Origin of the sequence: Staphylococcus sp. HMSC062A01 (genome assembly GCF_001836805.1) — a bacterium.
Classification (GTDB): Bacteria; Bacillota; Bacilli; order Staphylococcales; family Staphylococcaceae; genus Staphylococcus; species Staphylococcus haemolyticus.
Window position 1 is genome coordinate 76,173 of sequence record NZ_KV830621.1, and the last position, 24,752, is coordinate 100,924.

The following is a 24,752-nucleotide window of genomic DNA, read 5'->3' on the forward strand; positions in this document are numbered from 1 at the left end:
TAAGGAGTTTAATATGAAAAATCACTTTGAAAATTTAAAAAAGTTAAAAGCTTTTACTCTAATAGAAATGTTATTAGTATTACTAATTATCAGTGTATTACTAATATTAATTATTCCAAACATTGCAAAACAAACAGCACATATCCAGTCCACAGGTTGTGAAGCTCAAGTCAAAATGATAAATAGTCAAATAGAAGCATATACTTTAAAACATAATCGTACACCTTCTAATATAAATGATCTTATCAATGATGGCCTTATAAAAGAAGGACAAAAACAATGCAGATCGGGAGAAACTATTACAATATCTAATGGTGAGGCTATTGCGAACTAGTCAATTTACTGCGTTTACTCTTCTTGAAACATTGCTTACCTTATTAATTTTAATAATAATTATTATGATTTCCCCAAGCATTTATACTAAAACTAAATTAGATTTAATCGAAAATGAATTAAAAGTAAAAAATATCATCACCCAATTAGAGTTTATCAAATCAAAAGCAATTGCTGAGAACCAATCAATTACAATTGTATTTAGCAAACAAGCAACAGCAATGAATATTATTGAACAAAATGGAAATAAATACAAATTAGGATTATTTGGCACTAAAATTATTTCAGTTGCAAAAGTACACACCATAACATTCAATAATGAAGGTAAAATTAATCATTTTGGTTCAATCATTTTGAAAGCTAAAGAGAATATTTACAGAGTAATTTTTAACATTGATAAAGGAAGGATAAGATTTGTTAAATTATCAAATTAGGGGAAGTTTATTAATTGATAGTTTATTAGGTTTTTTGATTCTAACTTTTATTACTTTAATATTCTTACCTCTATTACAACAATTAAATTTCAATTTACGTAATCAATACGAAATTTTAGATATGAAAAGTGCTATTATCACAAGCCAAAAACATTATAGTATTAAAGAATTAAAGAAGGGGATTACTATAGGAAAATATGAAATTAAAATTTATAAAAATACGATATGCAATAATAATAGTTTATCTAAGAATAAGGTCTGTGTTCAGCTTAGTAACTAAAGGATTTACTTTTATAGAAATGCTAATATCCTTATTAATTACTATAATCATTTTAACTATAATACCCCATCTATTTCGTTTGACTGATACTTACTTAAGTGCGGCCTATGAATTTGACCAATTAGAATATTCATTTTTTCAATTGGACCTTAATAAAATGACCAATTCTAAAGCAATTTCTTTAAAATTAATTGATGAACATTCAATTTTACTTAAACAACAGAATCAAAATAGTTTCATTAAATATCAAAATCAAAAAATTATTTTTGTAAGTAATAATAGAGGGAATATTACACTACTAAATAATGTTTTAAATGCGAAGTTCATTTCTAATCATAAAGGAATTATAGAAGTGTTTTTAAGAATTGGAAGTAGGGAGAATTTCTATGACAAAACACTTTATTTATAACTATAAAGGTTTCATAAGCATCTATACTATGCTCATATTTATCATATATTTATCAATCATCTCTTTTTATACAACTCAATATAGTTTAAAATTGAAGACAATTCATAACATTAGTAGTTATTATGATTTGAAGATAAATCAACTATTTTAAAAAGGGTGATGCTATTGAATAAAAAAAAATCACCAATAATTCTTATCGGCTTTATGGGCACAGGTAAAAGTACTATTGGAGAATACTTATCATTAGAAAATCGATTAAGTTTCATAGATTTAGATGCATATATAGAAATAAAAGAAAATAAAACAATACCAGATATCTTTGAGGAACTTGGAGAAATCGGTTTTAGGAAAATTGAATATAACTACTTAATTGAATGTACAAAAAAATACGATGTTATTGCAACAGGTGGTGGTGTTATCGAATATAATGAATCACTAAATCATTTGAGACAGTATAAATACATTTTTTGGCTAGATTGTGACATAGATGTTATCTTCAAGAGAGTAATAAACGATAATCATAGACCAAATGCAATTGATAAATCCAAAAAACAGTTAAATAACTTGTATTTATCAAGGATTTCAAGATATAATGAAATCGCATTCATGAAAGTGAATAGTGATAAAACAATCAGAGAAATTTATAATGAGATTATAAATTATCTTATTTGCGGTTGATCAGTATTAGAGAGAATAAAAATTATTATACTTAAATTTAAGTATAATAATTTTTATCGCCGAAGGTGCAAGTTAACTACTAAACTCTCAGGCAAAAGGATAATACTGCTACGCATTCCTGGATTAAGTGTATAAACAGGGTAGCTATTTGCTACTCTGTTTTTTATAAAAATTATAGGGGGTTTTCTAATGACAAGCGAATTAAAAAAAACACCATTGTATCAAAATTATATTGACAGTGGTGCAAAAATAGTAGAATTCGGTGGATGGGCAATGCCTGTTCAATTTACAAGTATCAAAGAAGAACATAATGCAGTTAGATATGAAGTAGGTATGTTCGATGTAAGCCATATGGGAGAAATCTCTATAAAAGGCAATGATGCAAGTAAATTTGTCCAATACTTACTTTCAAACGATACTAACAACCTTACTGATACTAAAGCTCAATATACTGCTTTATGTAACGAAGAAGGCGGTATTATTGATGACTTAGTAACATACAAAATCGGCGACAATGATTATCTATTGATTGTTAACGCTGCAAATACAGATAAAGATTTTGCTTGGGTACAAAAACATGCACCTAAATTTGATGTTGAAGTATCAAATGTATCTGATCAATTCGGTCAGTTAGCTGTTCAAGGTCCTAAAGCAAGAGATTTGGTAAGCGGGTTAGTTGATATAAATGTAAGTGAAATGAAACCATTTGATTTCCAACAAAACGTTACTCTATTTGGAAAAAATGTTATCTTATCTCAATCTGGTTATACAGGTGAAGACGGATTTGAAATCTATTGTAAAGCAAAAGACACAGTAGACATTTGGAACGGCTTCATTGAATATAATGTAGTGCCATGCGGTCTCGGTGCACGTGATACATTAAGATTAGAAGCTGGCCTTCCATTACATGGTCAAGATTTAACAGAATCTATCACACCATATGAAGGCGGAATTGCTTTTGCTGCTAAACCACTGATTGAAGAAGACTTCATCGGTAAATCAGTGTTAAAAGACCAAAAAGAAAATGGTTCAGAACGTAGAACTGTTGGCTTAGAGTTACTTGATAAAGGTATTGCAAGAACTGGTTATCCTGTTTTAGACCTTGATGGTAACGAAATTGGGGAAGTTACTTCAGGAACACAAGCACCATCTTCAGGTAAATCAATCGCTATGGCAATTATTAAGCGAGATGAATTTGAAATGGGACGAGAATTATTAGTTCAAGTACGTAAAAGACAGCTTAAAGCTAAAATTGTTAAGAAAAACCAAATTGAAAAATAATTAAGGGGTGTGTATTGTGAGTCATCGTTATATACCATTAACTGAAAAAGATAAAAAAGAAATGCTTGATAAAATTGGCGCAAGTTCAATTAATGAATTGTTCGGAGATGTGCCAAAAGATATTTTACTAAATAGAGATTTAAATATTGCTAGTGGTGAAGCTGAAACTTCTTTATTAAGAAGACTTAATACAGTTGCAAATAAAAACGTAACTAAAGAAACTCATGCGTCTTTCCTAGGTGCTGGCGTTTATGACCATTATGCTCCAGCTGTTGTAGATGCAATGATTTCACGTTCTGAATTCTATACAGCATATACACCATATCAACCAGAAATTTCACAAGGTGAATTACAAGCGATTTTTGAATTCCAAACATTAATTTGTGAATTAACAGATATGGATGTAGCTAACTCATCTATGTATGATGGTATCACTAGTTTTGCTGAAGCTTGTATCTTAGCATTTAATCATACTAAGAAAAATAAAATTGTAGTATCTAAAGGTCTTCATTATCAAGCACTTCAAGTGTTAAAAACTTACGTTAAAGTTAGAGAAGAATTTGAAATTGTTGAAGTTGATTTAGATGGAACAATTACAGACTTAGAAAAATTAGAACAGGCTGTAGACGATGAAACTGCTGCAGTAGCAGTTCAATATCCAAACTTCTATGGTTCAGTGGAAGACTTAGAAAAAATTCAATCATTTATTGAAGGCAAAAAAGCATTATTTATCGTTTATGCTAATCCACTAGCTTTAGGCCTATTGACAGCTCCAGGTTCATTTGGTGCTGATATTGTAGTAGGAGACACACAACCATTTGGTATACCAACACAATTTGGTGGACCACACTGTGGTTATTTCGCAACTACAAAAAAATTAATGCGTAAAGTGCCTGGTAGATTAGTGGGACAAACACAAGATGATGAAGGTAACCGTGGATTCGTTCTAACTTTACAAGCCCGTGAACAACATATTCGTCGTGATAAAGCCACTTCTAATATCTGTTCAAACCAAGCATTAAACGCACTTGCATCATCAATTGCTATGTCAGCTCTTGGTAAACAAGGTATTTACGACATTGCAGTTCAAAACTTAGAACACGCAAATTATGCTAAAAATCAATTTAAAGACAATGGTTTTGAAGTGCTTGATGGTACTTCATTCAATGAATTTGTTGTCAAATTCGATCAACCAATCAAAGATATAAATAAAAAATTAGCAGAACATGGTTTCATTGGAGGCTTTGATTTAGGTGAAGCCTCAGCAGATTTTGAAAATCATATGTTAATTGCTGTTACTGAATTAAGAACTAAAGATGAAATTGATACATTTGTTAAGAAAGCTGGTGAGCTAAATGGTAGTAAGTAAATCAAGTCCATTAATTTTTGAAAGATCTAGAGAAAGTAGATATGCATACTCATTACCTCAAAGCGATATAAAAACAGATTCAGTTGAAAGTATTCTTGATGATAAATTTATTCGTAAAAATAAAGCAGAGTTTCCTGAAGTTGCAGAATTAGATTTAGTTCGTCATTATACTGAATTATCAAATAAAAACTTTGGTGTAGATTCAGGTTTTTATCCACTTGGATCATGTACTATGAAATATAATCCTAAAATCAATGAAAAAGTTGCTCGCATACCTGGATTTGCAGAGTCACATCCTTTACAAGAAGAAGAGCAAGTTCAAGGTTCTTTAGAAATTGTGTATAGTTTACAAGAAGAACTTAAAGAAATTACTGGTATGGATGAAGTTACATTACAACCAGCTGCAGGTGCTCATGGTGAGTGGACTGCTTTAATGATTTTCAAAGCGTATCATTTAGATAATGGTGAAGGTCATCGTGATGAAGTTATTGTTCCTGACTCAGCTCATGGTACAAACCCTGCATCTGCGTCGTTTGCTGGTTTTAAAGCTGTTACAGTTAAATCAAATGAACGTGGTGAAGTTGATATCGAAGACTTAAAACGCGTTGTTAATGAAAATACTGCTGCAATAATGTTAACTAATCCTAACACTTTAGGTATTTTCGAGAAAAACATCATGGAAATCCGTGAAATTGTACATGAAGCAGGCGGATTATTATACTATGACGGTGCAAACTTAAATGCCATTATGGATAAAGTACGTCCTGGAGATATGGGATTTGATGCGGTACATTTAAACTTACACAAAACTTTCACTGGTCCTCACGGTGGCGGTGGTCCAGGTTCAGGTCCAGTTGGTGTAAAAAAAGAATTAGCTAGTTATTTACCAAAGCCAATGGTAATCAAAGATGGAGATACTTTTAAATACGATAATGATATTAAAAACTCAATTGGACGTGTAAAACCATTCTACGGTAACTTTGGTATTTACTTAAGAGCGTACACATATATCAGAACTATGGGTGCTGAAGGTTTAAGAGAGGTTTCTGAAGCAGCAGTTCTTAATGCTAACTATATTAAAGCTAGCTTAAAAGACCACTATGAAATACCATATGAACAATATTGTAAACATGAATTCGTATTAAGTGGTTCTAAACAAAAAGAACATGGTGTCCGTACATTAGACATGGCAAAACGTTTATTAGACTTTGGTGTTCATCCACCAACAATCTACTTCCCACTTAACGTTGAGGAAGGTATGATGATTGAACCAACTGAAACAGAATCTAAAGAAACGTTAGATTACTTTATTGATGCTATGATTCAAATTGCTGAAGAAGCTAAAAATGATCCAGATAAAGTATTAGAAGCACCACATAATACAATAATTGATAGATTAGATGAAACTACAGCTGCGCGTAAGCCTGTTTTAAAATTTGATAATCTACATGAAGAAAAAGAATAATATTCAAAACTTTGACCCTGTAACCAATTTAATTGATTATAGGGTCTTCCTTATTTTAATTTTATGTGAAATATTTTATGTTTATTCTATATTTAGATAACGTTTCTAAATGATTTTCACATAAATAATTAAAAAACTCTTAAAGAACATCTTTAAGAGTTAGTAAGCAGACAAGAGATTATTTTTTAGTTTTAATCTTACCTGTCCATTTTTTGTATCCACCTTTTAACATATAAATATCTTTATAGCCATTTTTTTTAAGGATACGTGCTGCACGATACCCTGCAACACCGTTTGCATCACAAAGATAAATAGGTTGATCTTTACGTAAACCTTGATATCTTTGACTAAACATTGATATTGGAATATTACGAGCGCCGTTAATATGTCCGTAATCATAGTCTACTTTCTCACGAACATCAATCACTTGGGCTTTTCTTAAACCTTTGTGAAATTCATTCTGCTCAAGTTCAGTGACTGCTCGTTTATTCATAAACCAATTTCCAAGCATATATAAAATAATTATGACTATAATAGCTAAAGCTATAATCAAAGATACATTCATATTGCATCCTCCCTAATTAACCGATATTATAATTATAAGGCTGTTAGCTAAATTTATCAAAATTTTTTATTAGCTATTTTTATCAAAGATTTATATGTAAAATTTAATATTTTTCTATAGATAATTATATGTTGTGATTGGAGATTATTTTATGACAGAGACATGGAATTTTATAAATACAGGAAGCCATGATCCATATTATAATATGGCAATGGATGAAGCACTCTTAAACTTCGTATCAAGAGGGGAAATTGACCCTGTTGTCAGATTTTACACTTGGAATCCTGCAACGTTATCTGTAGGGTATTTTCAAAGATTAAAGAAAGAAATTGACATTGATAAAGTTAAAGAAAAAGGATTTGGATTAGTAAGAAGACAAACTGGTGGTAGAGGGGTTCTTCATGATAAAGAATTAACATATAGTGTTATTGTTTCGGAAGAACATCCTAATATGCCTTCTACCGTAACTGAAGCATATCGTGTCATTTCTGAAGGATTACTTGAAGGATTTAAATTGTTAGGTTTTGAAGCATATTTTGCGATTCCACGTTCCAAAGAAGAACGAGAAAAATTAAAACAACCTCGAAGTGCTGTTTGTTTTGATGCACCTAGTTGGTATGAATTAGTTGTTGAAGGCAGAAAAATTGCAGGAAGCGCTCAAACTAGACAAAAAGGCGTTATACTACAACATGGTTCCTTATTACAAGATGTTAACGTTGATGAGCTGTTCGATATGTTCATTTTCAAAAATGATCGTCTAAAAGATAAGATGAAAAAAGCGTTTGTTGATAAAGCTGTAGCGATTAATGATATTGCTGATAGACATATATCAATTGAAGAGATGGAAAAAGCATTTGAAGAAGGATTTAAAAAGGGGTTAAACATAGAATTTAAACCACTTACTTTATCAGATGATCAAATAAAAGAAGTAAAAGAATTAGAAGAAAAATATCGTTCTGATGAATGGTTATATAAAAAATAAAAAATCATAGGATGGCTAATAATTGGTCATCCTATGATTATTTTTATTTTCTATTTCTCTTTTTATATTTTCTTGCTGCTCTCCTATATTTACGTTGATCTTCAGTTAAGAAAAAGAAATAGTATATTAAATAAATAATTAACGCAATGATTAAAAAGGTGAAAATCGTTTTAGCAAAAGACATCATGAATACATTTAAATTCAAAATCAAGCCAATCGCAGCGATTAAAATTACTAAATAAAAAAATATATTTTTCAAATCAAAAACTCCTATTATGAATTGTTAGACATGTTCACTTGAGATAGTTTAGTCTTACCTTTATTCAATTTATTCGTATTATTATTTTCATATCCGCTTTTAATATCTTTAAATGCTGATTGTAACTCTTTGTTAATTTGTCTAATATTTTTATCTTCATTTTTATTTGCACTAGATAAATCTTTTTTAGTTACGGCACCCTTATATTTACCATAAGCATCATCAATACCATTAGCAATAGTATTTAATTTTTCAAGATTTTGCTTTTTGTCTTCTTTCTTATTTTTAGACAAATCCAACTGATTATAATTACTAATAATTTTAGTAATATCTTGATAATATTTAGACGAAGCATCTAAAAATTTGGCTTCTTTATTATTATCAACTGTTTTGGAAACATTTTTTTTATCTTTATTAAGAGCCTCAACCTGTGCTTTTTGATTACTTATATCTTGATTTAGCTGTTGAATATCTAACTTCAAGTTATGGTTTTGATCTCTTAATTTGGTTGTCTTATCTTCCAATGGTCCTAAATTTTGAGAGCCACAACCAACCAATAAACATGAAGCTCCAATTATAACGATTAATTTTTTCATTAAAATCTCCCTAAACCAAAATCTCTTTATTTCTAAAATAATTATGCTATTATTTTAATGTAAATAGAGCAAATGTACAAACGTTATACTAGGAGTGATTTGTATGAATAAATTAGCAAAAGTTAAAGACTTACTAGAGGTTCAACAATTAGATGCTTTAGTTATTTTATCAGATTATAATCGTAGATATTTATCAGATTTCACTGGTACAAGTGGTGCATTAATAATTTCAAAAAATAACTATCAATTAATTACTGATTTTCGATATATTGAACAAGCAACTAATCAGGCAACTGAATTTAACATCATCAAACGCAGTGGTGGTTTAATTGAAGCGATTGTAGAAATTATTAATAATGAACAATTTAATCATGTTGGTTTTGAAGGACACTTAGTGAGTTACGATACATACCAAACATTAGATCAATCGAAAGCTAAATTAATCTCTATTGGCAATGAGATTGAAAAAATCAGGGAAATAAAGACACCCGAAGAGATAGAAAAGATCAAATACGCTGCTAAAATAGTTGATGATACATATAACTATGTATTAGATATTGCAAAGGTTGGAATGACTGAAAGAGAATTAAAAGCTAAATTAGAAGCTAAAATGTTAGAATTAGGAGCAGATGGCCCTTCATTTGACACGATTGTAGCATCTGGCAATAGAGGCGCTTTACCTCATGGTGTAGCAAGCGATAAAGTCATAGAGCAAGGCGATATGATTACGCTTGATTTTGGGGCATACTACAGAGGATATTGCTCTGATATAACAAGAACATTTGCTATTGGGGAACCTGACCCCAAGATGAAAGATATTTATAACATCGTTCTCAATTCCCAAATTAAAGCAATAAACGAAATCAAAGCTGGAATGACTGTAGCTGAGGCTGACGCGTTATCAAGAGACTATATTGAATCTCACGGTTATGGAGAAGCATTTGGCCACTCTCTTGGACATGGTATTGGTTTAGACATACATGAGGGACCACTATTATCTAAAAATGCAAACGGTATAGTAGAAGTAAATAATTGTGTTACTATTGAACCAGGTATTTATGTTGATGGTCTTGGTGGTGTACGCATAGAAGATGACATTTTAATAACTGAAAATGGTTGTGAAGTCTTTACTAAATGTACAAAAGACCTTATTATTTTATAGAAAGCGCATATTTGAGGAGGAAACTGAATGATTTCGGTTAATGATTTTAAAACAGGTTTAACAATTTCAGTAGATAATGGCATTTGGAAAGTTATCGATTTCCAACATGTAAAACCAGGTAAAGGTTCTGCATTTGTACGTTCTAAATTACGTAATTTAAGAACAGGTGCAATTCAAGAAAAGACATTTAGAGCTGGGGAAAAAGTTGAACAAGCGATGATTGAAAATCGTCGTATGCAATATTTATATGCTGATGGAGATAATCATGTATTCATGGATAATGAGACGTTTGATCAAACTGAATTATCAGCTGATTATTTAAAAGATGAATTAAAATATTTAAAAGCTAACATGGAAGTTCAGATCCAATCATATGAAGGTGAAACAATCGGAGTTGAACTACCTAAAACTGTTGAATTAGAAGTTACTGAAACTGAGCCAGGTATCAAAGGTGATACTGCCACTGGAGCAACTAAATCAGCTACAGTTGAAACAGGTTATACTCTAAATGTACCTTTATTCGTTAATGAAGGTGATGTATTAGTTATTAACACTAGCGACGGAAGCTATATCTCAAGAGCTTAGTTAACACTAGCTAAAGTCTTTCTAAATTACTAATTGGAAAGACTTTTTTTAATATCTAAATCGTTATTTTATATAAATTACAAAAGTCCATTTATCAATAATAGTAAGTATTAAATAGTAAGATGTAATTCCCTAAAATGACACATGCTTGAATTGGCAAGTTCAGTCAAGTAAAATATATTGGTAGATGAAAACTAATTCAAGGAGTCAGTAACTTATGAATTTTAAAGAAATAAAAGAATTAATCGAAATTCTTAATCAATCAAGTTTAACTGAAATTAATATTGAAGATAACAAAGGTAGTGTAGTCAACCTAAAAAAACAGAAAGAGACAGAAATAATTACACCGCAATATACACAACAAACACCATTAGCACCAGCAGCATCAACGATGGCAACACCAAATCAAAGTGCAACAGAATCACCTGTTCCACAAAATAATGATCAAATCGATACAGATGATTCATCATACCAAACAATCAATGCCCCTATGGTGGGTACATTTTATAAATCGCCATCGCCAGAAGAAGATGCATTTGTTCAAGTCGGAGATAAAGTTACCAATGAATCTACAGTGTGCATCTTAGAAGCAATGAAATTATTTAACGAAATACAAGCTGAGGTTACTGGAGAAATAGTTGAAATATTAGTAGAGGACGGACAAATGGTAGAGTATGGCCAACCGTTATTTAAGGTGAAATAATGAAAAAAATCTTAATCGCTAATCGTGGAGAAATTGCGGTTAGAATCATTAGAGCTTGTCATGATTTAGGCATACAAACTGTTGCCATTTATTCTGAGGGTGACAAAGACGCGTTACATACTCAAATTGCTGATGAAGCATATTGCGTTGGTCCAACTCAGTCTAAAGATTCTTATTTGAACATTCCAAATATATTATCAATTGCGACTTCAACCGGTTGTGATGGTATTCACCCAGGATATGGCTTTTTAGCTGAGAATGGTGACTTTGCAGAGTTGTGTGAAGCATGCCAATTGAAATTTATCGGTCCTAGCTATGAGTCTATCCAAAAAATGGGCATCAAAGACGTTGCAAAAGCAGAAATGATTGCAGCTAATGTCCCAGTTGTTCCAGGTAGTGATGGGCTAGTTACAACCATTTCAGATGCAAAACAAATTGCTAAAGAAATTGGATATCCAGTAATTATTAAAGCTACTGCAGGTGGTGGTGGAAAAGGTATACGAGTGGCTAGAACAGAGAAAGAGCTTGAGAATGGCTATCGTATGACTCAACAAGAAGCAGAAACTGCTTTTGGTAATGGCGGTCTTTACCTTGAAAAATTTATTGAGAACTTCCGTCACATTGAAATTCAAATTATTGGAGATCAACATGGAAATGTCATTCATCTCGGAGAGAGAGATTGTACGATTCAAAGACGCATGCAAAAGTTAGTCGAAGAATCTCCATCGCCTATTTTATCTGATGAGCAACGTGAAGAGATGGGTAATGCAGCTATAAGAGCCGCAAAAGCAGTTAATTATGAAAATGCAGGTACTATTGAATTTATATATGATTTAAATGATAATCAATTTTATTTTATGGAAATGAATACACGTATTCAAGTTGAACATCCTGTCACTGAAATGGTTACTGGCATTGATTTAGTAAAATTACAACTAAAAGTTGCGATGGGTGAAGCACTGCCATACACTCAAGAAGATATTACCATCAATGGTCATGCAATAGAATATCGTATAAATGCTGAAAATCCATATAAGAACTTCATGCCATCTCCTGGTAAAATCACACAATACCTAGCTCCAGGCGGATATGGTGTGAGAATCGAATCAGCTTGTTATACAAATTATACAATTCCTCCATATTATGATTCTATGGTAGCTAAACTCATTGTTCATGAACCAACGCGTGATGAAGCAATTATGACTGGTATTAGAGCATTAAGTGAGTATTTAATTTTAGGAATCGATACAACAATTCCTTTCCATTTAAAACTTATGAATAATGATATATTTAGAAGTGGATCTTTTAATACTAACTTCTTAGAACAATATAATATTATGGATGACGAGGAGTAGGAGGTTAAACCAAATGGTTAAAGTAGCAGATTATTCAAATTCAAACTTAGGTAAAATTGAAATTGCACCTGAAGTTATTTCTGTAGTTGCAAGTATAGCTGTTTCTGAGGTAGAAGGGGTAACTGGACATTTTTCAGAATTGAAAAATAGTAACATTGAAAAAATAAGTCGTAAAAACCTCAATAGAAATTTAAAAATTGATGTTAAAGAAGATGGCATTCAAATTGATGTATATTGCTCTATTAAGCATGGTATAAATATTTCAAAATTTGCAAGCAAAATTCAAACATCTATTTTTAACTCAATTAAAACGATGACTGCTATTGAGCCAAAAGAAATTAACGTTCACATCATGCATATTACTGTCGAATAATATATAGATTACATTTAATAAGGAGTTATTTATGAGTCGTAAAGAATCAAGAATGCAAGCATTTCAAACTTTGTTTCAGTTAGAAATGAAAGACACAGAATTAACAATAAATGAAGCCATTAATTTCATAAAAGATGATGAGCCTGAATTAGACTTTGATTTTATACACTGGTTAGTAACAGGTGTTAAAGATCATGAGCCAGTTCTAGATGATACTATTAAGCCACATCTTAAAGATTGGTCACTTCAACGTTTATTAAAAACAGACCGAATAATATTACGAATGGCTACATTTGAATTATTGCATAGTGATACACCACCAAAAGTAATCATTAATGAAGCTGTAGAATTAGCAAAACAATTTAGCGACGATGAGCATTATAAATTTATAAATGGTGTGTTGAGTAACATAAAATAATTAATTTGAGTGATGACAATGTCTGAATACTTAAGCGTTACAACTTTAACGAAATATATTAAATATAAATTTGATCAGGACCCACACTTGCAATCTATCTTACTAAAAGGTGAACTATCTAACTTTAAAAAACATTCAAGTGGACACCTTTATTTCAACGTTAAAGATAAGGATAGTGTGATAAGTGCAATGATGTTTAAAGGTAATGCGAGTCAGCTTACTTTTGAGCCAAAAGAAGGTGATGAAGTTCTTTTAGAAGCACGTGTTTCAGTATATGAACGACGTGGAAATTATCAAATTTATGTGAATAAAATGGAATTAGATGGTATAGGGAACTTGTATCAAAAGTTAGAACAATTAAAACAAAAATTAAAAAAAGAAGGCTTTTTTAATAATGAACATAAAAAGCCTATTTCTCGATTCCCTAAGAAAATTGCAATCTTAACTGCTAGTACTGGTGCCGCAATTAGAGATATTCAATCTACAATAAATAGTAGATATCCTTTGGCCGATAAAATCCAAATAAGTACTTTAGTACAAGGTACACAAGCCAAAGAGGATATTATAAAAAATATTAAGTATGCTGATTCACTTGGCGTTGATACTATTATAGTAGGCCGTGGTGGTGGATCTATAGAAGATTTATGGAACTTTAATGAAGAAGATGTTGTTAAAGCGATTTTTGAGTGTCAAACACCCATTATTTCAGCTGTTGGACATGAAACCGATTTTACACTCAGTGATTTCGTAGCAGATGTCAGAGCAGCAACACCAACACAAGCTGCAGTTATGGCGTCTCCAGACCAGTACGAATTGATGCAACAAATTAAGCAATACCAATTTTCATTATCAAGGTATATTAAACAATATCTTGAAAAACAACATAAACAACTAGATCATTTAGCATCTTATTATAAGTTTAAACAACCCTCATTATTATACGATCAACAGATACAACGCAAAGATGATTTAGAAAGACAACTAACTCAATTATTATTATCCAAAATTGAGAATAAAAAATATCAATTAAAAGTTCTTCATCAGAATTTTAATGTAAAAACATTAAATCAAACTATATTACAAAATAGTAAGCAACTAATGAATGTAAAAAATCGTTTATCAAATCTAACAATTAAAAACATTCATAATAATAAATTAGAGCTCAAAAATAAAGTTGAACTATTAAATAATTTAAGTCCTACTAATACTATGTTAAGAGGCTATTCTATTATTAATAAAGATGATAAAGTCATTACAAGTACACAGGATTTAAGTAAAGATGATGAAATTACATTAGCAATGAAAGATGGTAGCGTAGATGCCATCGTTAAAAAGGTTAGGTGTGAACATGAGTAAAGATCAACAAAGTTTTGAAGAAATGATGCAAGAGTTAGAAAATATCGTTCAAAAGTTAGATAATGAGACTGTATCATTAGAAGAATCATTAGAGTTATATCAACGTGGTATGAAACTTTCTGCAACATGTGATGCAACACTTAAAGATGCTGAAAAGAAAGTAAATCAACTTATTAAAGATGAAGCAGAGGATGAAGAAAATGGCAAAGAAGTCAATGAATGAATTAATTGATCAAATTAATAGTGCTCTTGACGGTGTAATCGAAACTTCACCACTAAATACTAATCTAGAAGAAAGTATGCAATATTCTCTCAATGCAGGTGGTAAAAGAATAAGACCACTTCTTTTATTTTTAACATTAGATGTATTAAATCAAGATTATAAAAAAGGTAAAAAAACTGCATTGGCATTGGAAATGATTCACACATATTCTTTAATTCATGATGATCTTCCTGCGATGGATAATGATGATTACCGTCGTGGTAAACTTACCAATCACAAAGTCTATGGTGAATGGAAAGCTATTCTAGCTGGTGATGCACTACTAACTAAGGCATTTGAAATCATTGCTGATGATGAATTATTAGAATCTGACGTCAAAGTTAAAATACTTTCCAGATTAGCGCATAACAGTGGTCACTTAGGCATGGTCGGAGGACAAACATTAGACATGCAAAGTGAAGATACACCTGTTGATTTGGATACACTTGAACAGATACATAAAGCTAAAACAGGAGCATTACTTCAATTCGCGGTATTAAGTGCAGCTGATATTGCTAAAGTAGACAAGTCTACATCACAATCTCTTGAAGATTTTAGTAATCATATGGGTTTGATGTTCCAAATTAAAGATGATTTGCTCGACGTATATGGTGATGAATCTAAATTAGGAAAAAAAGTTGGTAGTGACATCGAAAATCACAAAAGTACGTATGTTTCTTTATTAGGTAAAGATGGTGCTGAAAATAAATTAAATTTCCATAAAGATGCTGCCATAGAATCAATAGAACAACTTTCTTCTCACTATGATATTAAACCTCTATTAGATATCGTTGAGCTTTTCTACACACGTGATCATTAATTATCATTAATATTAACCCTTCAAAGCTACTGTTTAAAAACTGGCGTTGAAGGGTGTTTTAGTACACTATTTTAAATTGTGGTATTACATTTATATCCTAATTTTAGTTTACATATTTATTTATTCGTTTATACATTTTTTCAATACAAATTAACTAATTGTACCTATTAGTATTTAAATAAAACAATTTACGATTATTGAGTTATCAGTTAAGTATGCATAATAACAATAGTAGTAGTAAAAAAAATGATGTGTTAAAATTATTGTATAATTATTCGAAAATAGGAGTGTTCATAATGGCAAAAAAATCTGTGAGACACATAAAGATTAGAGAAATTATCTCAAGCGAACAAATAGAAACTCAAGACGAACTAGTAAAACGTCTTAATGAATACGACCTTAATGTTACGCAAGCTACCGTATCACGTGATATTAAAGAATTACAGTTAATCAAAGTTCCTGCAACATCAGGTCAGTATGTATATAGCTTGCCTAATGATCGAAAATACCATCCATTAGAAAAATTGGGTCGTTATCTCATGGACTCATTTGTGAATATAGAAGGTACAGGTAATCTACTCGTCTTAAAAACCTTACCTGGTAACGCTCAATCTATTGGCGCTATACTAGACCAAATCGATTGGGATGAAGTTCTCGGTACTATATGTGGTGATGATACTTGCCTTTTAATTTGTAAAGATGAAGACGCAAGTAATACAATTAAAACAAGAATTTTCAATTTATTATAAGGATGCGATGAATTCATGTTACAAACCTTATCAATAAAACAATTTGCAATTATTGATGAATTAGAAATTCATTTTTCAGATGGATTAACAGTTCTAAGTGGTGAAACGGGTTCAGGTAAATCAATCATCATAGATGCGATTGGCCAGTTAATTGGAATGCGTGCATCATCAGATTATGTTCGACATGGTGAAAAGAAAGCGATTATTGAAGGCATATTTGATATAGATGAAAATAAAGATGTTATTCATATACTTCATAATCTTGATATAGAAATCGACGAGGACTTCTTATTAGTAAAAAGAGAAATATTTAGCACTGGTAAAAGTATTTGTAGATTGAATAATCAAATTGTTACGCTTCAAGATTTGCGAAAAGTTATGCAAGAACTATTAGATATTCATGGTCAACATGAAACACAGACACTTCTTAAACAGAAGTATCATTTAAAATTATTAGATGATTATGCAGAAGACAAGTATTTATCAACTAAAGAAAAATATCAAAATGTGTTTAATCAATATAAAAGTAAAACAAAGGAATTAGAAGAATTAGAGTCTGCAGACCAAGCATTACTTCAACGTTTGGATTTAATGAAATTTCAATATGAAGAATTAGAAGAAGCTTCTTTAAAAGAGGGCGAAATTGAGCAATTAGAAGTCGATATACGTAGAATTCAAAATTCCGAAAAACTAAGCATGGCGCTTAATAATGCGCATGTTACCTTGACTGATGAGCATGCAATTACAGATAGACTATATGAATTAAGTAATCATTTAGAATCTATAGATGATATTTTGCCTGATAAATTTAGTAAATTAAAAGAGGATATTGATCAATTTTATTACACGCTTGAAGATGCTAAGCACGAGTTATATGATGAAATGTCAAACACTGAATTTGATGAGCAAATGCTTAATGAGCTAGAATCAAGAATGAATTTATTAAACAATCTTAAAAGGAAATATGGCAAAGACATTTATGAATTAATTACATACAAAGATAAGCTTCAAAATGAAATAGCCAAAATCGAAAATTATGAAGAAAGTACATCACAATTACGTGAGGAAATTAGTCAATTATATAATGAAGTGATGTCAAAAGGCAAAGTGTTATCTAGAGAGCGTCGTTCAGTAGCTCGAACATTAAGAGATCATATCGTTTCTGAAATACAAAATTTACAAATGAAAGATGCTAATTTAGAAATTTCATTCCAATTATTAGATAAACCAACAATTGATGGTATAGAATTTGTAGAGTTTTTAATCAGTCCTAATAAAGGGGAACCACTCAAAAGTTTAAATAAAATTGCATCTGGCGGTGAGTTGTCTCGTATTATGCTAGCCCTAAAAAGTATTTTTGTACAATCAAGGGGACAAACTGCAATTTTATTTGATGAGGTAGATTCAGGAGTGTCAGGACAAGCTGCTCAAAAAATGGCTGAAAAAATGAGAGATATAGCTGAATATATTCAAGTAATATGTATTTCGCACTTACCACAAGTTGCATCTATGAGTAATCATCATTTATTAATTAGTAAAGCATCCAATGATGATCGTACAACAACTCAAGTTAAAGAATTAGAAAATGATGATAAAATTGATGAAATCGCACGAATGATTTCTGGTGCTAGTGTTACTAAATTAACTAAAGAAAATGCAAAAGAAATGATTAGCCAAAATCAAAGAAAAAGTAGTAAGTAATTCATTGAATTTATTAATATTTATAATTGCTGTAAAATAAATATTAACATTATAAAATGAATATTTTAATTTTATATGTAACCTACTCATTGAGTTACTAAATTCATTTAAAATTTAAAGTCACTTACAGATTAACGTTATTAAATCCAATCGCAAAGCAAGTTAGGAGTAAAATTATGAGTGAAAAGCAATATGACCTAGTCATCTTAGGTGGAGGAACCGCTGGTTATGTAGCGGCAATTCGAGCATCACAATTAGGTAAAAAAGTAGCTATAGTAGAGAAATCTTTGTTGGGTGGCACTTGTCTTCACAAAGGATGTATTCCTACAAAAGCTTTATTAAAATCTGCTGAAATTTTAAGAACAGTTAAAGATTCAGTTCATTTTGGAGTGAATGTTGGTCAATATTCATTTGACTTAAAATCTATGATGAAACGTAAAGACAAAATTGTTAATCAAATGCATCAAGGTATTGAAAGTTTAATGCAGAAAAATCACATAGATATATTTAATGGCAAAGGTAGAATTATGGGGACATCTATTTTCTCACCTCAAAGTGGTACCATTTCAGTTGAATATGATAATGGAGAATCTGAATTATTACCTAATCAGAATGTATTGATAGCTACAGGTTCACTACCAACTCAATTACCATTCTTGCCTTTCAATCACAATACAGTTCTATCTAGTAATGACATATTGCAATTCACAGATTTACCTGCAAGCATAGCAATCATTGGCGGTGGAGTGATAGGTCTTGAATTTGCTTCTTTATTAATTGACTTAGGTGTAAATGTTAGTGTGATAGAGGCTGGCGAACGAATCTTGCCTAATGAGAGTGCTCAAATTGCAAATTTTCTAAAAACATCACTTATAGCAAGAGGAGTAACGTTCTATGAAAATTGCGCTTTAAATGAATCTGCAGTTACAGTCAACTCTAATTCTGTAACTATACAAGTAAATAAAGATAAAACTATAGAAGTAGAAAAAGTTTTAGTATCAATTGGTCGCAAGCCTAATACTGATGATATAGGATTAAATAATACTAAAATTAAAACTGATGATAACGGTAATATACTTGTTAATGACTTTTTACAAACCGAAGATAAGCATATTTATGCTGCAGGTGATTGCATAGGTAAGCTTCAATTAGCACATGTATCTTCTAAAGAGGCAATACTTGCTGTTGAACACATGTTTAATGGCAATGGCCTACCTCTAAATTATGACAAGATGCCGAAATGCATATATACACACCCAGAAGTTGCTTCAATTGGTTACAATAAAGAATCAGCCGAAGCCAAAAACATTAAAACCAAATCATTTAAAGTAAGCTTTAATGCAATTGGTAAAGCAGTTATAGAGGAAACTACTAATGACAGAGGATTTTGTGAAATGATAATTAATGATGAAACTAATGAAATTATCGGTATTAATATGATAGGTCCTCAGGTTACTGAATTAATCAACGAAGCCTCTTTATTGCAATTTATGAATGGTTCAGCAATTGAGTTAGGTCTGACAACACATGCACATCCTTCTATATCAGAAGTACTTATGGAATTGGGATTGAAAGTAGAAAATAGAGCAATAAACGTTTAACAGGAGGAACATAAAAGATGATTGATTATAAATCTGTCGGACTTTCAGAAGAAGACCTTAAAGAAATCTATAAATGGATGGATTTAGGTAGAAAAGTAGATGAACGATTATGGTTATTAAACCGCGCAGGTAAAATTCCATTTGTTGTTAGTGGACAAGGACAAGAGGCTACACAAATAGGAATGGCATACGCTATGAAAGAAGGAGATATTTCATCTCCATATTATAGAGATTTAGCATTTGTTACTTTTATGGGGATTTCTCCATATGATACAATGCTAGCTTCATTTGGAAAAAAAGATGATATTAATTCTGGAGGAAAACAAATGCCCTCCCATTTTAGTCATCGTGAAAAGGGCATATTATCACAAAGTTCTCCAGTTGCTACACAAATACCACATTCAGTTGGAGCTGCATTAGCTTTAAAAATGGATAAAAAACCAAATATTGCTACGGCAACTGTCGGTGAGGGAAGTTCAAATCAAGGAGATTTTCATGAGGGTTTAAACTTTGCAGGCGTTCATAAATTACCATTTGTTTGTGTCATCATCAATAATAAATATGCGATATCTGTGCCTAATACATTACAATACGCCGCAGAAAAACTTTCTGATAGAGCCTTAGGATATGGCATATATGGTGAGACAGTAGATGGGGATGATCCGATAGCAATGTATAAAGCTATGAAAGATGCTAGAGAACGTGCACTAAATGGTGAGGGTGCCACTCTAATTGAAGCTATAACACATCGTATGACACCACATTCTTCAGATGATGATGATACATATCGTACGAAAAAAGAAAGAGAAGCATTAAAAACTTTTGATTGTAACCTTAAATTTAAAGATTATTTATTAGAAAAAGAGATTATTAATCAAGAATGGTTAGACAATATAGAGCAAGAGCATAAAGAAATTATTAATAAAGCCACTAAAGATGCAGAAAAAGCGCCATATCCATCTGTAGAAGAAACATATCAATTTGTTTATGACCCAGAAGGAGGTATGGGCAATGAGTAAAATGAGTTATATTGAAGCAATACAACAAGCGCAAGACCTAGCCATGGAACATGATAATAACGTATTTATATTAGGTGAAGATGTAGGACGTAAAGGTGGCGTTTTTGGTGCAACTAGAGGTCTTCAAGACAAATATGGTGTTGAAAGAGTAATAGATACACCTTTGGCTGAATCTAATATTGTAGGGACTGCTATTGGAGCAGCAATGATTGGTAAACGACCAATTGCAGAAATTCAATTCGCAGATTTTATACTTCCAGCAGTTAATCAAATTATTAGTGAAGCAGCTAAAATGCGCTATCGTTCAAATAATGACTGGCAATGTCCTATCACAATCAGAGCACCCTTTGGTGGTGGGGTACATGGTGGTTTATATCATTCTCAAAGTATCGAGAGCATCTTTGCGTCTACACCGGGGCTAACTATTGTCATACCTTCATCTCCTTATGATGCTAAAGGATTATTATTATCCTCTATTGAGTCAAATGATCCAGTATTATTCTTTGAACATAAAAAAGCATATCGCTTCTTGAAAGAAGAAGTGCCAGAAGATTATTATACAGTTCCTCTTGGAAAAGCTGATGTAAAACGTGAAGGGAATGACATAACTGTATTTACATATGGTTTGTGTGTAAATTATTGTATGCAAGCTGCTGATATTTTAGCAGCAGATGGTATTAGTGTTGAAATAGTTGATTTGAGAACTGTTTATCCTCTAGATAAAGAAACAATTATTGAACGTGCTAAAATGAATGGCAAGATTTTATTAGTAACAGAAGATAATCTTGAGGGCAGTGTCATGTCAGAAGTCTCTGCAATCATAGCTGAAAACTGTTTATTTGAACTTGATGCACCTATTATGAGATTAGCTGGACCAGATGTTCCTTCAATGCCATTTTCTCCTAATCTTGAAAATGAAGTTATGATGAATCCTGATAAAATCTTAGAAAAAATGCGAGAACTTGCACAATTTTAAGGAGGAAAAGTTATGGATATAAAAATGCCAAAACTAGGCGAAAGTGTTCATGAAGGTACTATTGAGCAATGGCTTATTTCAGTGGGTGACTATGTTGATGAATATGAACCCTTATGTGAAGTAATTACTGATAAAGTAACTGCTGAAGTACCTTCAACTGTTTCTGGTACTATCACTGAAATTTTAGTTTCAGAAGGTGAAACCGTTCAAATAGATCATGTTATTTGTAAAATTGAAACTTCTGAAACAGATAATTCTACCAACACTAAAAATATCGATATTGAAACCGTTAAGGATTCAACAAATTTAAATATAAATGGTAATGATACTTTAACAGTCGAAACGTCAGCATCGGCTTCAAAAAATACTTCTGATAAAGAAGTTCATCATTCTGTTAAAACAAATGCACATACACAAGCATCTTTACTTAATAACGGTCGATATTCACCAGTAGTTTTTAAAATTGCATCTGAAAATGATATTGATTTATCATTAGTTCCTGGCACAGGTTTCGAAGGACGTGTGACTAAAAAAGATATTGAAAATTATATTAATTCAAGTCATCAGGAACCTGAAATAAATAACAATTCACAATCTAGTTTTGAACATACGAAATCCAACGTGGATTCTAATCAGAGTCAAATTGGTCAATCTATACCAGTCAAAGGTGTTCGTAAAGCAATAGCTCAAAACATGGTGACAAGTGTAACTGAAATCCCACATGGTTGGATGATGCTTGAAGTTGATGCAACTAACTTAGTTAAAACTAGAAATCATCATAAAAATTCGTTCAAACAGAACGAAGGTTATAATTTAACTTTCTTTGCATTCTTTGTAAAAGCTGTTGCAGAAGCATTAAAATCAAACCCACTATTAAATAGTAGCTGGGATGGAGAAGAAATTATTCTTCATAAAGATATTAATATTTCAATTGCTGTAGCAGATGAAGATAAATTATATGTTCCTGTTATTAAACACGCTGATGAAAAATCAATCAAAGGTATTGCTAGAGAGATAAATGAACTAGCACTTAAAGCAAGAAACAAACAATTATCCCAAGAAGATATGTCTGGTGGAACATTTACCGTTAATAATACCGGTACATTTGGATCCGTTTCATCAATGGGAATTATAAATCATCCACAAGCAGCGATTTTACAAGTAGAATCTATTGTAAAAAAACCAGTAGTTATTGATGATATGATTGCAATTAGAAGCATGGTTAATTTGTGTATTTCGATTGATCATAGAATACTTGATGGTGTTCAAACAGGGCGCTTCATGTCTCAAGTTAAAGAACGTATTGAACAATTCACAATAGAAAATACAAGTATTTACTAGTTTAAAATGATATATCATATTCCATGGACAAGCTGTTTGAACTCTAACACTTATATTTAGTAGAATAGCATTGAATAAATAAAAGATTGAAAGGTGATTAAAATGGATTTAAATTTTGATTTATATATGAACGGCGTGGTTGAACAAGCTCGTAATGAAATTGAAAATGCGGGATATGAACAATTAACAACTGCAGATGAAGTTGACAAAGTATTACAACAAAATGGTACTTCATTAGTAATGGTTAATTCAGTTTGTGGATGTGCGGGAGGAATTGCACGTCCAGCAGCATCACATGCATTACACTATGATAAACTACCTGATAGACTTGTTACAGTATTTGCTGGACAAGATAAAGCGGCTACACAACAGGCTAGAGACTATTTTGAGGGTTATGCACCTTCAAGTCCATCATTTGCATTAATTAAAGATGGTAAAATCACTGAAATGATTGAACGTCATCAAATTGAAGGTCATGATGTAATGGATGTTATTAATCAGTTACAAGGCCTATTTGATAAATATTGCAACGAAAGATAAGAGGATTTACTAATGTTAAAGTTAAATCCTTATAAGATTGGATTAAGAACGCTTAAAACAGCAGTAGGTATCACATTAGGTGTTATTTTAGCTAAATGGATGGGGCTTGATAATTATGCATCAAGTGCTATCCTCATTGTATTATGTATTAAACATACTAAAGTTCACTCAGTACAAGCTATCGTATCAAGATTTGTATCTTGTATACTAATTCTACTGTTTGGTTCATTGGTTTTTAGCTTATTAGGTCAGAATGCGATTGTTTTGGGATTAATTGTATTATTATTTATTCCGATAACTGTTATGTTGAAAGTTCAAGAGGGTGTTGTAACTAGTTGTGTTATATTATTACATGTTTTCAATGCAACTACGATTAATTTACATTTAATCATTAATGAATTACTCTTATTAACTATTGGACTAGGAATCGCATTCATTATGAATTTAATTATGCCAAGTTTAGACAAAACATTAGTTTCTTTTAAGAAAGATATAGAAAAAGGCTTTAAAGAAATCTTTATGACATATAGCGAAGCTTGCTCAAATTATAATAATGATCTTACTTTATCTTTCGAAAAACTCCAATTAGACATTCGAAAGGCCAAATCTATCGCATTTAGAGATGTTAAAAATCATTTTATTAGAAATGAAAATTCATATTATCACTATTTTGATATGAGACAAGAACAACTTGAATTATTGCGTAGAATTAAACCGTTATTAAATCAAGTCACTGTCGATGATCCATTACTGACTGATGTATCTCATTTAATGTCAGAAATTGGTAATAACGTAAATAGTAATGATTATACTGCTTTACGATTACATTCACTGTATGAAATCCGTTTATCACTAGACGAATTACCACTTCCTAAATCTCATCAATCTTTAAAATCACGTTCAAGTATGATGCAAATATTAAATGAACTAGAAAAGTATTTAAACATTAAATCTCAATTTGGATCACTACGGTTACACAATGAAATATAATTAGTGATTAAATAAAAAAAGGCTGGTACATAATTCCTAGCAAAATAGCCAGTAAATGAATTTTTATAAATTCATTTACTGGCTTCTTTATTTACAATACTTCGTATTCTTGGCTCGCTTTCTTAGGGGACAGCTTCAGCCTGTAGTCTT

29 protein-coding genes and 1 riboswitch are annotated in these 24,752 nt (G+C 31.2%); of the genes, 26 read left to right on the top strand and 3 right to left on the bottom strand.

Translation table 11 applies throughout. The annotated features are described in order from the left end of the window. The first annotated feature begins 13 nt into the window (after positions 1 to 13). From comGC to gcvPB, 8 genes are all read left to right on the top strand, one after another. On the top strand, positions 14 to 334 hold the full coding sequence (gene comGC, locus HMPREF2715_RS05710; protein ID WP_011275670.1) for a competence type IV pilus major pilin ComGC: 321 nt from the start codon (positions 14 to 16) through the stop codon (positions 332 to 334). After that, on the top strand, positions 315 to 767 hold the full coding sequence (gene comGD, locus HMPREF2715_RS05715) for a competence type IV pilus minor pilin ComGD (RefSeq protein WP_245164761.1): 453 nt from the start codon (positions 315 to 317) through the stop codon (positions 765 to 767). Before comGC ends, comGD begins: the two co-directional genes overlap by 20 nt. Further along, positions 748 to 1,047 (top strand): hypothetical protein, encoded by a 300-nt coding sequence (locus HMPREF2715_RS05720; RefSeq protein ID WP_011275672.1) that lies wholly within the window; start codon positions 748 to 750, stop codon positions 1,045 to 1,047. Before comGD ends, HMPREF2715_RS05720 begins: the two co-directional genes overlap by 20 nt. A 157-nt stretch (positions 1,048 to 1,204) precedes the next feature. Continuing rightward, the gene (locus HMPREF2715_RS12230) at positions 1,205 to 1,456 is read left to right on the top strand and encodes a hypothetical protein (protein ID WP_240556425.1); all 252 of its coding nucleotides are present in this window, start codon (positions 1,205 to 1,207) and stop codon (positions 1,454 to 1,456) included. 159 nt (positions 1,457 to 1,615) lie between these two features. Next, on the top strand, positions 1,616 to 2,134 hold the full coding sequence (locus HMPREF2715_RS05730) for a shikimate kinase (RefSeq protein ID WP_070581611.1): 519 nt from the start codon (positions 1,616 to 1,618) through the stop codon (positions 2,132 to 2,134). Continuing rightward, positions 2,131 to 2,247, top strand: a riboswitch (glycine riboswitch). Its footprint overlaps the gene before it by 4 nt. Before the next feature lie 76 nt (positions 2,248 to 2,323). Beyond that, positions 2,324 to 3,415, top strand: a complete 1,092-nt coding sequence (gene gcvT, locus HMPREF2715_RS05735) for a glycine cleavage system aminomethyltransferase GcvT (protein ID WP_070839616.1) — start codon at positions 2,324 to 2,326, stop codon at positions 3,413 to 3,415. 16 nt (positions 3,416 to 3,431) lie between these two features. Continuing rightward, positions 3,432 to 4,784, top strand: coding sequence for an aminomethyl-transferring glycine dehydrogenase subunit GcvPA (gcvPA, locus tag HMPREF2715_RS05740; RefSeq protein ID WP_070581613.1), 1,353 nt, complete (start codon positions 3,432 to 3,434; stop codon positions 4,782 to 4,784). Continuing rightward, on the top strand, positions 4,771 to 6,249 hold the full coding sequence (gene gcvPB, locus HMPREF2715_RS05745) for an aminomethyl-transferring glycine dehydrogenase subunit GcvPB (protein ID WP_070581614.1): 1,479 nt from the start codon (positions 4,771 to 4,773) through the stop codon (positions 6,247 to 6,249). Before gcvPA ends, gcvPB begins: the two co-directional genes overlap by 14 nt. A gap of 178 nt (positions 6,250 to 6,427) precedes the next feature. Here the strand turns inward: gcvPB and HMPREF2715_RS05750 are convergent, their stop codons facing one another. Next, the gene (locus HMPREF2715_RS05750) at positions 6,428 to 6,814 is read right to left on the bottom strand and encodes a rhodanese-like domain-containing protein (RefSeq protein WP_011275678.1); all 387 of its coding nucleotides are present in this window, start codon (positions 6,812 to 6,814) and stop codon (positions 6,428 to 6,430) included. Between the two features lie 151 nt (positions 6,815 to 6,965). On the opposite strand from HMPREF2715_RS05750, the gene HMPREF2715_RS05755 reads away from it, so the two are divergent. Beyond that, positions 6,966 to 7,796: a lipoate--protein ligase family protein gene (locus tag HMPREF2715_RS05755; RefSeq protein WP_070581615.1), complete on the top strand. Its 831-nt coding sequence runs from the start codon at positions 6,966 to 6,968 to the stop codon at positions 7,794 to 7,796. 43 nt (positions 7,797 to 7,839) lie between these two features. On the opposite strand, the gene HMPREF2715_RS05760 is transcribed toward HMPREF2715_RS05755, so the two are convergent. Together HMPREF2715_RS05760 and HMPREF2715_RS05765 are read right to left on the bottom strand one after the other, a co-directional pair. Then, positions 7,840 to 8,055: an SA1362 family protein gene (locus tag HMPREF2715_RS05760; RefSeq protein ID WP_070581616.1), complete on the bottom strand. Its 216-nt coding sequence runs from the start codon at positions 8,053 to 8,055 to the stop codon at positions 7,840 to 7,842. Positions 8,056 to 8,069: 14 nt separating this feature from the next. Next, positions 8,070 to 8,651: a putative periplasmic lipoprotein gene (locus tag HMPREF2715_RS05765; protein WP_070442843.1), complete on the bottom strand. Its 582-nt coding sequence runs from the start codon at positions 8,649 to 8,651 to the stop codon at positions 8,070 to 8,072. A gap of 103 nt (positions 8,652 to 8,754) precedes the next feature. On the opposite strand from HMPREF2715_RS05765, the gene HMPREF2715_RS05770 reads away from it, so the two are divergent. From HMPREF2715_RS05770 to HMPREF2715_RS05850, 17 genes are all read left to right on the top strand, one after another. Next, positions 8,755 to 9,813 (top strand): M24 family metallopeptidase, encoded by a 1,059-nt coding sequence (locus HMPREF2715_RS05770; protein ID WP_070581618.1) that lies wholly within the window; start codon positions 8,755 to 8,757, stop codon positions 9,811 to 9,813. A gap of 27 nt (positions 9,814 to 9,840) precedes the next feature. Continuing rightward, on the top strand, positions 9,841 to 10,398 hold the full coding sequence (efp, locus tag HMPREF2715_RS05775) for an elongation factor P (RefSeq protein ID WP_011275683.1): 558 nt from the start codon (positions 9,841 to 9,843) through the stop codon (positions 10,396 to 10,398). Positions 10,399 to 10,615: 217 nt separating this feature from the next. After that, positions 10,616 to 11,101 carry an acetyl-CoA carboxylase biotin carboxyl carrier protein gene (gene accB, locus HMPREF2715_RS05780; RefSeq protein WP_070442849.1) on the top strand — a complete coding sequence of 162 codons (486 nt, stop codon included), beginning with the start codon at positions 10,616 to 10,618 and terminating at the stop codon, positions 11,099 to 11,101. Next, entirely contained in the window at positions 11,101 to 12,456 is a 1,356-nt protein-coding gene (accC, locus tag HMPREF2715_RS05785) for an acetyl-CoA carboxylase biotin carboxylase subunit (protein WP_037536540.1), read from the top strand. The genes accB and accC overlap by 1 nt, the downstream gene beginning before the upstream one ends. Before the next feature lie 13 nt (positions 12,457 to 12,469). Then, a complete protein-coding gene (locus HMPREF2715_RS05790) occupies positions 12,470 to 12,829 on the top strand; it encodes an Asp23/Gls24 family envelope stress response protein (protein ID WP_011275686.1) in 360 nt (119 codons plus the stop codon). Between the two features lie 31 nt (positions 12,830 to 12,860). Next, positions 12,861 to 13,247 (top strand): transcription antitermination factor NusB, encoded by a 387-nt coding sequence (gene nusB, locus HMPREF2715_RS05795; protein ID WP_011275687.1) that lies wholly within the window; start codon positions 12,861 to 12,863, stop codon positions 13,245 to 13,247. Between the two features lie 18 nt (positions 13,248 to 13,265). Next, complete coding sequence (gene xseA / locus HMPREF2715_RS05800; protein ID WP_070839619.1) at positions 13,266 to 14,603, top strand: exodeoxyribonuclease VII large subunit; 1,338 nt, start codon at positions 13,266 to 13,268, stop codon at positions 14,601 to 14,603. Continuing rightward, positions 14,596 to 14,826, top strand: coding sequence for an exodeoxyribonuclease VII small subunit (locus HMPREF2715_RS05805; protein WP_011275689.1), 231 nt, complete (start codon positions 14,596 to 14,598; stop codon positions 14,824 to 14,826). Before xseA ends, HMPREF2715_RS05805 begins: the two co-directional genes overlap by 8 nt. Then, positions 14,804 to 15,685, top strand: a complete 882-nt coding sequence (locus HMPREF2715_RS05810) for a polyprenyl synthetase family protein (protein WP_070581622.1) — start codon at positions 14,804 to 14,806, stop codon at positions 15,683 to 15,685. Before HMPREF2715_RS05805 ends, HMPREF2715_RS05810 begins: the two co-directional genes overlap by 23 nt. A 296-nt stretch (positions 15,686 to 15,981) precedes the next feature. Then, the gene (gene ahrC / locus HMPREF2715_RS05815) at positions 15,982 to 16,434 is read left to right on the top strand and encodes a transcriptional regulator AhrC/ArgR (RefSeq protein WP_037550574.1); all 453 of its coding nucleotides are present in this window, start codon (positions 15,982 to 15,984) and stop codon (positions 16,432 to 16,434) included. A 15-nt stretch (positions 16,435 to 16,449) separates the two neighbouring features. After that, positions 16,450 to 18,135 carry a DNA repair protein RecN gene (gene recN, locus HMPREF2715_RS05820; RefSeq protein ID WP_070581624.1) on the top strand — a complete coding sequence of 562 codons (1,686 nt, stop codon included), beginning with the start codon at positions 16,450 to 16,452 and terminating at the stop codon, positions 18,133 to 18,135. Positions 18,136 to 18,311: 176 nt separating this feature from the next. Further along, positions 18,312 to 19,736: a dihydrolipoyl dehydrogenase gene (gene lpdA / locus HMPREF2715_RS05825; protein WP_070581626.1), complete on the top strand. Its 1,425-nt coding sequence runs from the start codon at positions 18,312 to 18,314 to the stop codon at positions 19,734 to 19,736. 17 nt (positions 19,737 to 19,753) lie between these two features. Beyond that, a complete protein-coding gene (locus HMPREF2715_RS05830; RefSeq protein WP_070442870.1) occupies positions 19,754 to 20,755 on the top strand; it encodes a thiamine pyrophosphate-dependent dehydrogenase E1 component subunit alpha in 1,002 nt (333 codons plus the stop codon). After that, the gene (locus HMPREF2715_RS05835) at positions 20,748 to 21,731 is read left to right on the top strand and encodes an alpha-ketoacid dehydrogenase subunit beta (protein WP_070442873.1); all 984 of its coding nucleotides are present in this window, start codon (positions 20,748 to 20,750) and stop codon (positions 21,729 to 21,731) included. Before HMPREF2715_RS05830 ends, HMPREF2715_RS05835 begins: the two co-directional genes overlap by 8 nt. Before the next feature lie 12 nt (positions 21,732 to 21,743). After that, entirely contained in the window at positions 21,744 to 23,072 is a 1,329-nt protein-coding gene (locus tag HMPREF2715_RS05840) for a dihydrolipoamide acetyltransferase family protein (protein ID WP_070581628.1), read from the top strand. A gap of 102 nt (positions 23,073 to 23,174) precedes the next feature. Next, positions 23,175 to 23,612, top strand: coding sequence for a bacilliredoxin BrxB (gene brxB, locus HMPREF2715_RS05845; RefSeq protein ID WP_070581629.1), 438 nt, complete (start codon positions 23,175 to 23,177; stop codon positions 23,610 to 23,612). A 12-nt stretch (positions 23,613 to 23,624) separates the two neighbouring features. Continuing rightward, complete coding sequence (locus HMPREF2715_RS05850) at positions 23,625 to 24,602, top strand: aromatic acid exporter family protein (RefSeq protein WP_070581631.1); 978 nt, start codon at positions 23,625 to 23,627, stop codon at positions 24,600 to 24,602. Positions 24,603 to 24,752 lie beyond the last annotated feature (150 nt).

What these genes read in the sequence shown, in the direction of transcription:
- HMPREF2715_RS05755 (WP_070581615.1), top strand. Translation starts at nt 6,966, where the DNA reads ATGACAGAGACATGGAATTTTATAAATACAGGAAGCCATGATCCATAT.
- nusB (WP_011275687.1), top strand. Translation starts at nt 12,861, where the DNA reads ATGAGTCGTAAAGAATCAAGAATGCAAGCATTTCAAACTTTGTTTCAG.
- comGC (WP_011275670.1), top strand. Translation starts at nt 14, where the DNA reads ATGAAAAATCACTTTGAAAATTTAAAAAAGTTAAAAGCTTTTACTCTA.
- HMPREF2715_RS05770 (WP_070581618.1), top strand. Translation starts at nt 8,755, where the DNA reads ATGAATAAATTAGCAAAAGTTAAAGACTTACTAGAGGTTCAACAATTA.
- HMPREF2715_RS05840 (WP_070581628.1), top strand. Translation starts at nt 21,744, where the DNA reads ATGGATATAAAAATGCCAAAACTAGGCGAAAGTGTTCATGAAGGTACT.
- accC (WP_037536540.1), top strand. Translation starts at nt 11,101, where the DNA reads ATGAAAAAAATCTTAATCGCTAATCGTGGAGAAATTGCGGTTAGAATC.
- HMPREF2715_RS05835 (WP_070442873.1), top strand. Translation starts at nt 20,748, where the DNA reads ATGAGTAAAATGAGTTATATTGAAGCAATACAACAAGCGCAAGACCTA.
- accB (WP_070442849.1), top strand. Translation starts at nt 10,616, where the DNA reads ATGAATTTTAAAGAAATAAAAGAATTAATCGAAATTCTTAATCAATCA.
- HMPREF2715_RS05850 (WP_070581631.1), top strand. Translation starts at nt 23,625, where the DNA reads ATGTTAAAGTTAAATCCTTATAAGATTGGATTAAGAACGCTTAAAACA.
- xseA (WP_070839619.1), top strand. Translation starts at nt 13,266, where the DNA reads ATGTCTGAATACTTAAGCGTTACAACTTTAACGAAATATATTAAATAT.
- brxB (WP_070581629.1), top strand. Translation starts at nt 23,175, where the DNA reads ATGGATTTAAATTTTGATTTATATATGAACGGCGTGGTTGAACAAGCT.
- HMPREF2715_RS05765 (WP_070442843.1), bottom strand. Translation starts at nt 8,651, where the DNA reads ATGAAAAAATTAATCGTTATAATTGGAGCTTCATGTTTATTGGTTGGT.
- gcvPB (WP_070581614.1), top strand. Translation starts at nt 4,771, where the DNA reads ATGGTAGTAAGTAAATCAAGTCCATTAATTTTTGAAAGATCTAGAGAA.
- HMPREF2715_RS05750 (WP_011275678.1), bottom strand. Translation starts at nt 6,814, where the DNA reads ATGAATGTATCTTTGATTATAGCTTTAGCTATTATAGTCATAATTATT.
- HMPREF2715_RS05730 (WP_070581611.1), top strand. Translation starts at nt 1,616, where the DNA reads ATGCTATTGAATAAAAAAAAATCACCAATAATTCTTATCGGCTTTATG.
- HMPREF2715_RS05810 (WP_070581622.1), top strand. Translation starts at nt 14,804, where the DNA reads ATGGCAAAGAAGTCAATGAATGAATTAATTGATCAAATTAATAGTGCT.
- HMPREF2715_RS05830 (WP_070442870.1), top strand. Translation starts at nt 19,754, where the DNA reads ATGATTGATTATAAATCTGTCGGACTTTCAGAAGAAGACCTTAAAGAA.
- efp (WP_011275683.1), top strand. Translation starts at nt 9,841, where the DNA reads ATGATTTCGGTTAATGATTTTAAAACAGGTTTAACAATTTCAGTAGAT.
- recN (WP_070581624.1), top strand. Translation starts at nt 16,450, where the DNA reads ATGTTACAAACCTTATCAATAAAACAATTTGCAATTATTGATGAATTA.
- gcvT (WP_070839616.1), top strand. Translation starts at nt 2,324, where the DNA reads ATGACAAGCGAATTAAAAAAAACACCATTGTATCAAAATTATATTGAC.
- HMPREF2715_RS12230 (WP_240556425.1), top strand. Translation starts at nt 1,205, where the DNA reads ATGACCAATTCTAAAGCAATTTCTTTAAAATTAATTGATGAACATTCA.
- HMPREF2715_RS05790 (WP_011275686.1), top strand. Translation starts at nt 12,470, where the DNA reads ATGGTTAAAGTAGCAGATTATTCAAATTCAAACTTAGGTAAAATTGAA.
- lpdA (WP_070581626.1), top strand. Translation starts at nt 18,312, where the DNA reads ATGAGTGAAAAGCAATATGACCTAGTCATCTTAGGTGGAGGAACCGCT.
- ahrC (WP_037550574.1), top strand. Translation starts at nt 15,982, where the DNA reads ATGGCAAAAAAATCTGTGAGACACATAAAGATTAGAGAAATTATCTCA.
- HMPREF2715_RS05805 (WP_011275689.1), top strand. Translation starts at nt 14,596, where the DNA reads ATGAGTAAAGATCAACAAAGTTTTGAAGAAATGATGCAAGAGTTAGAA.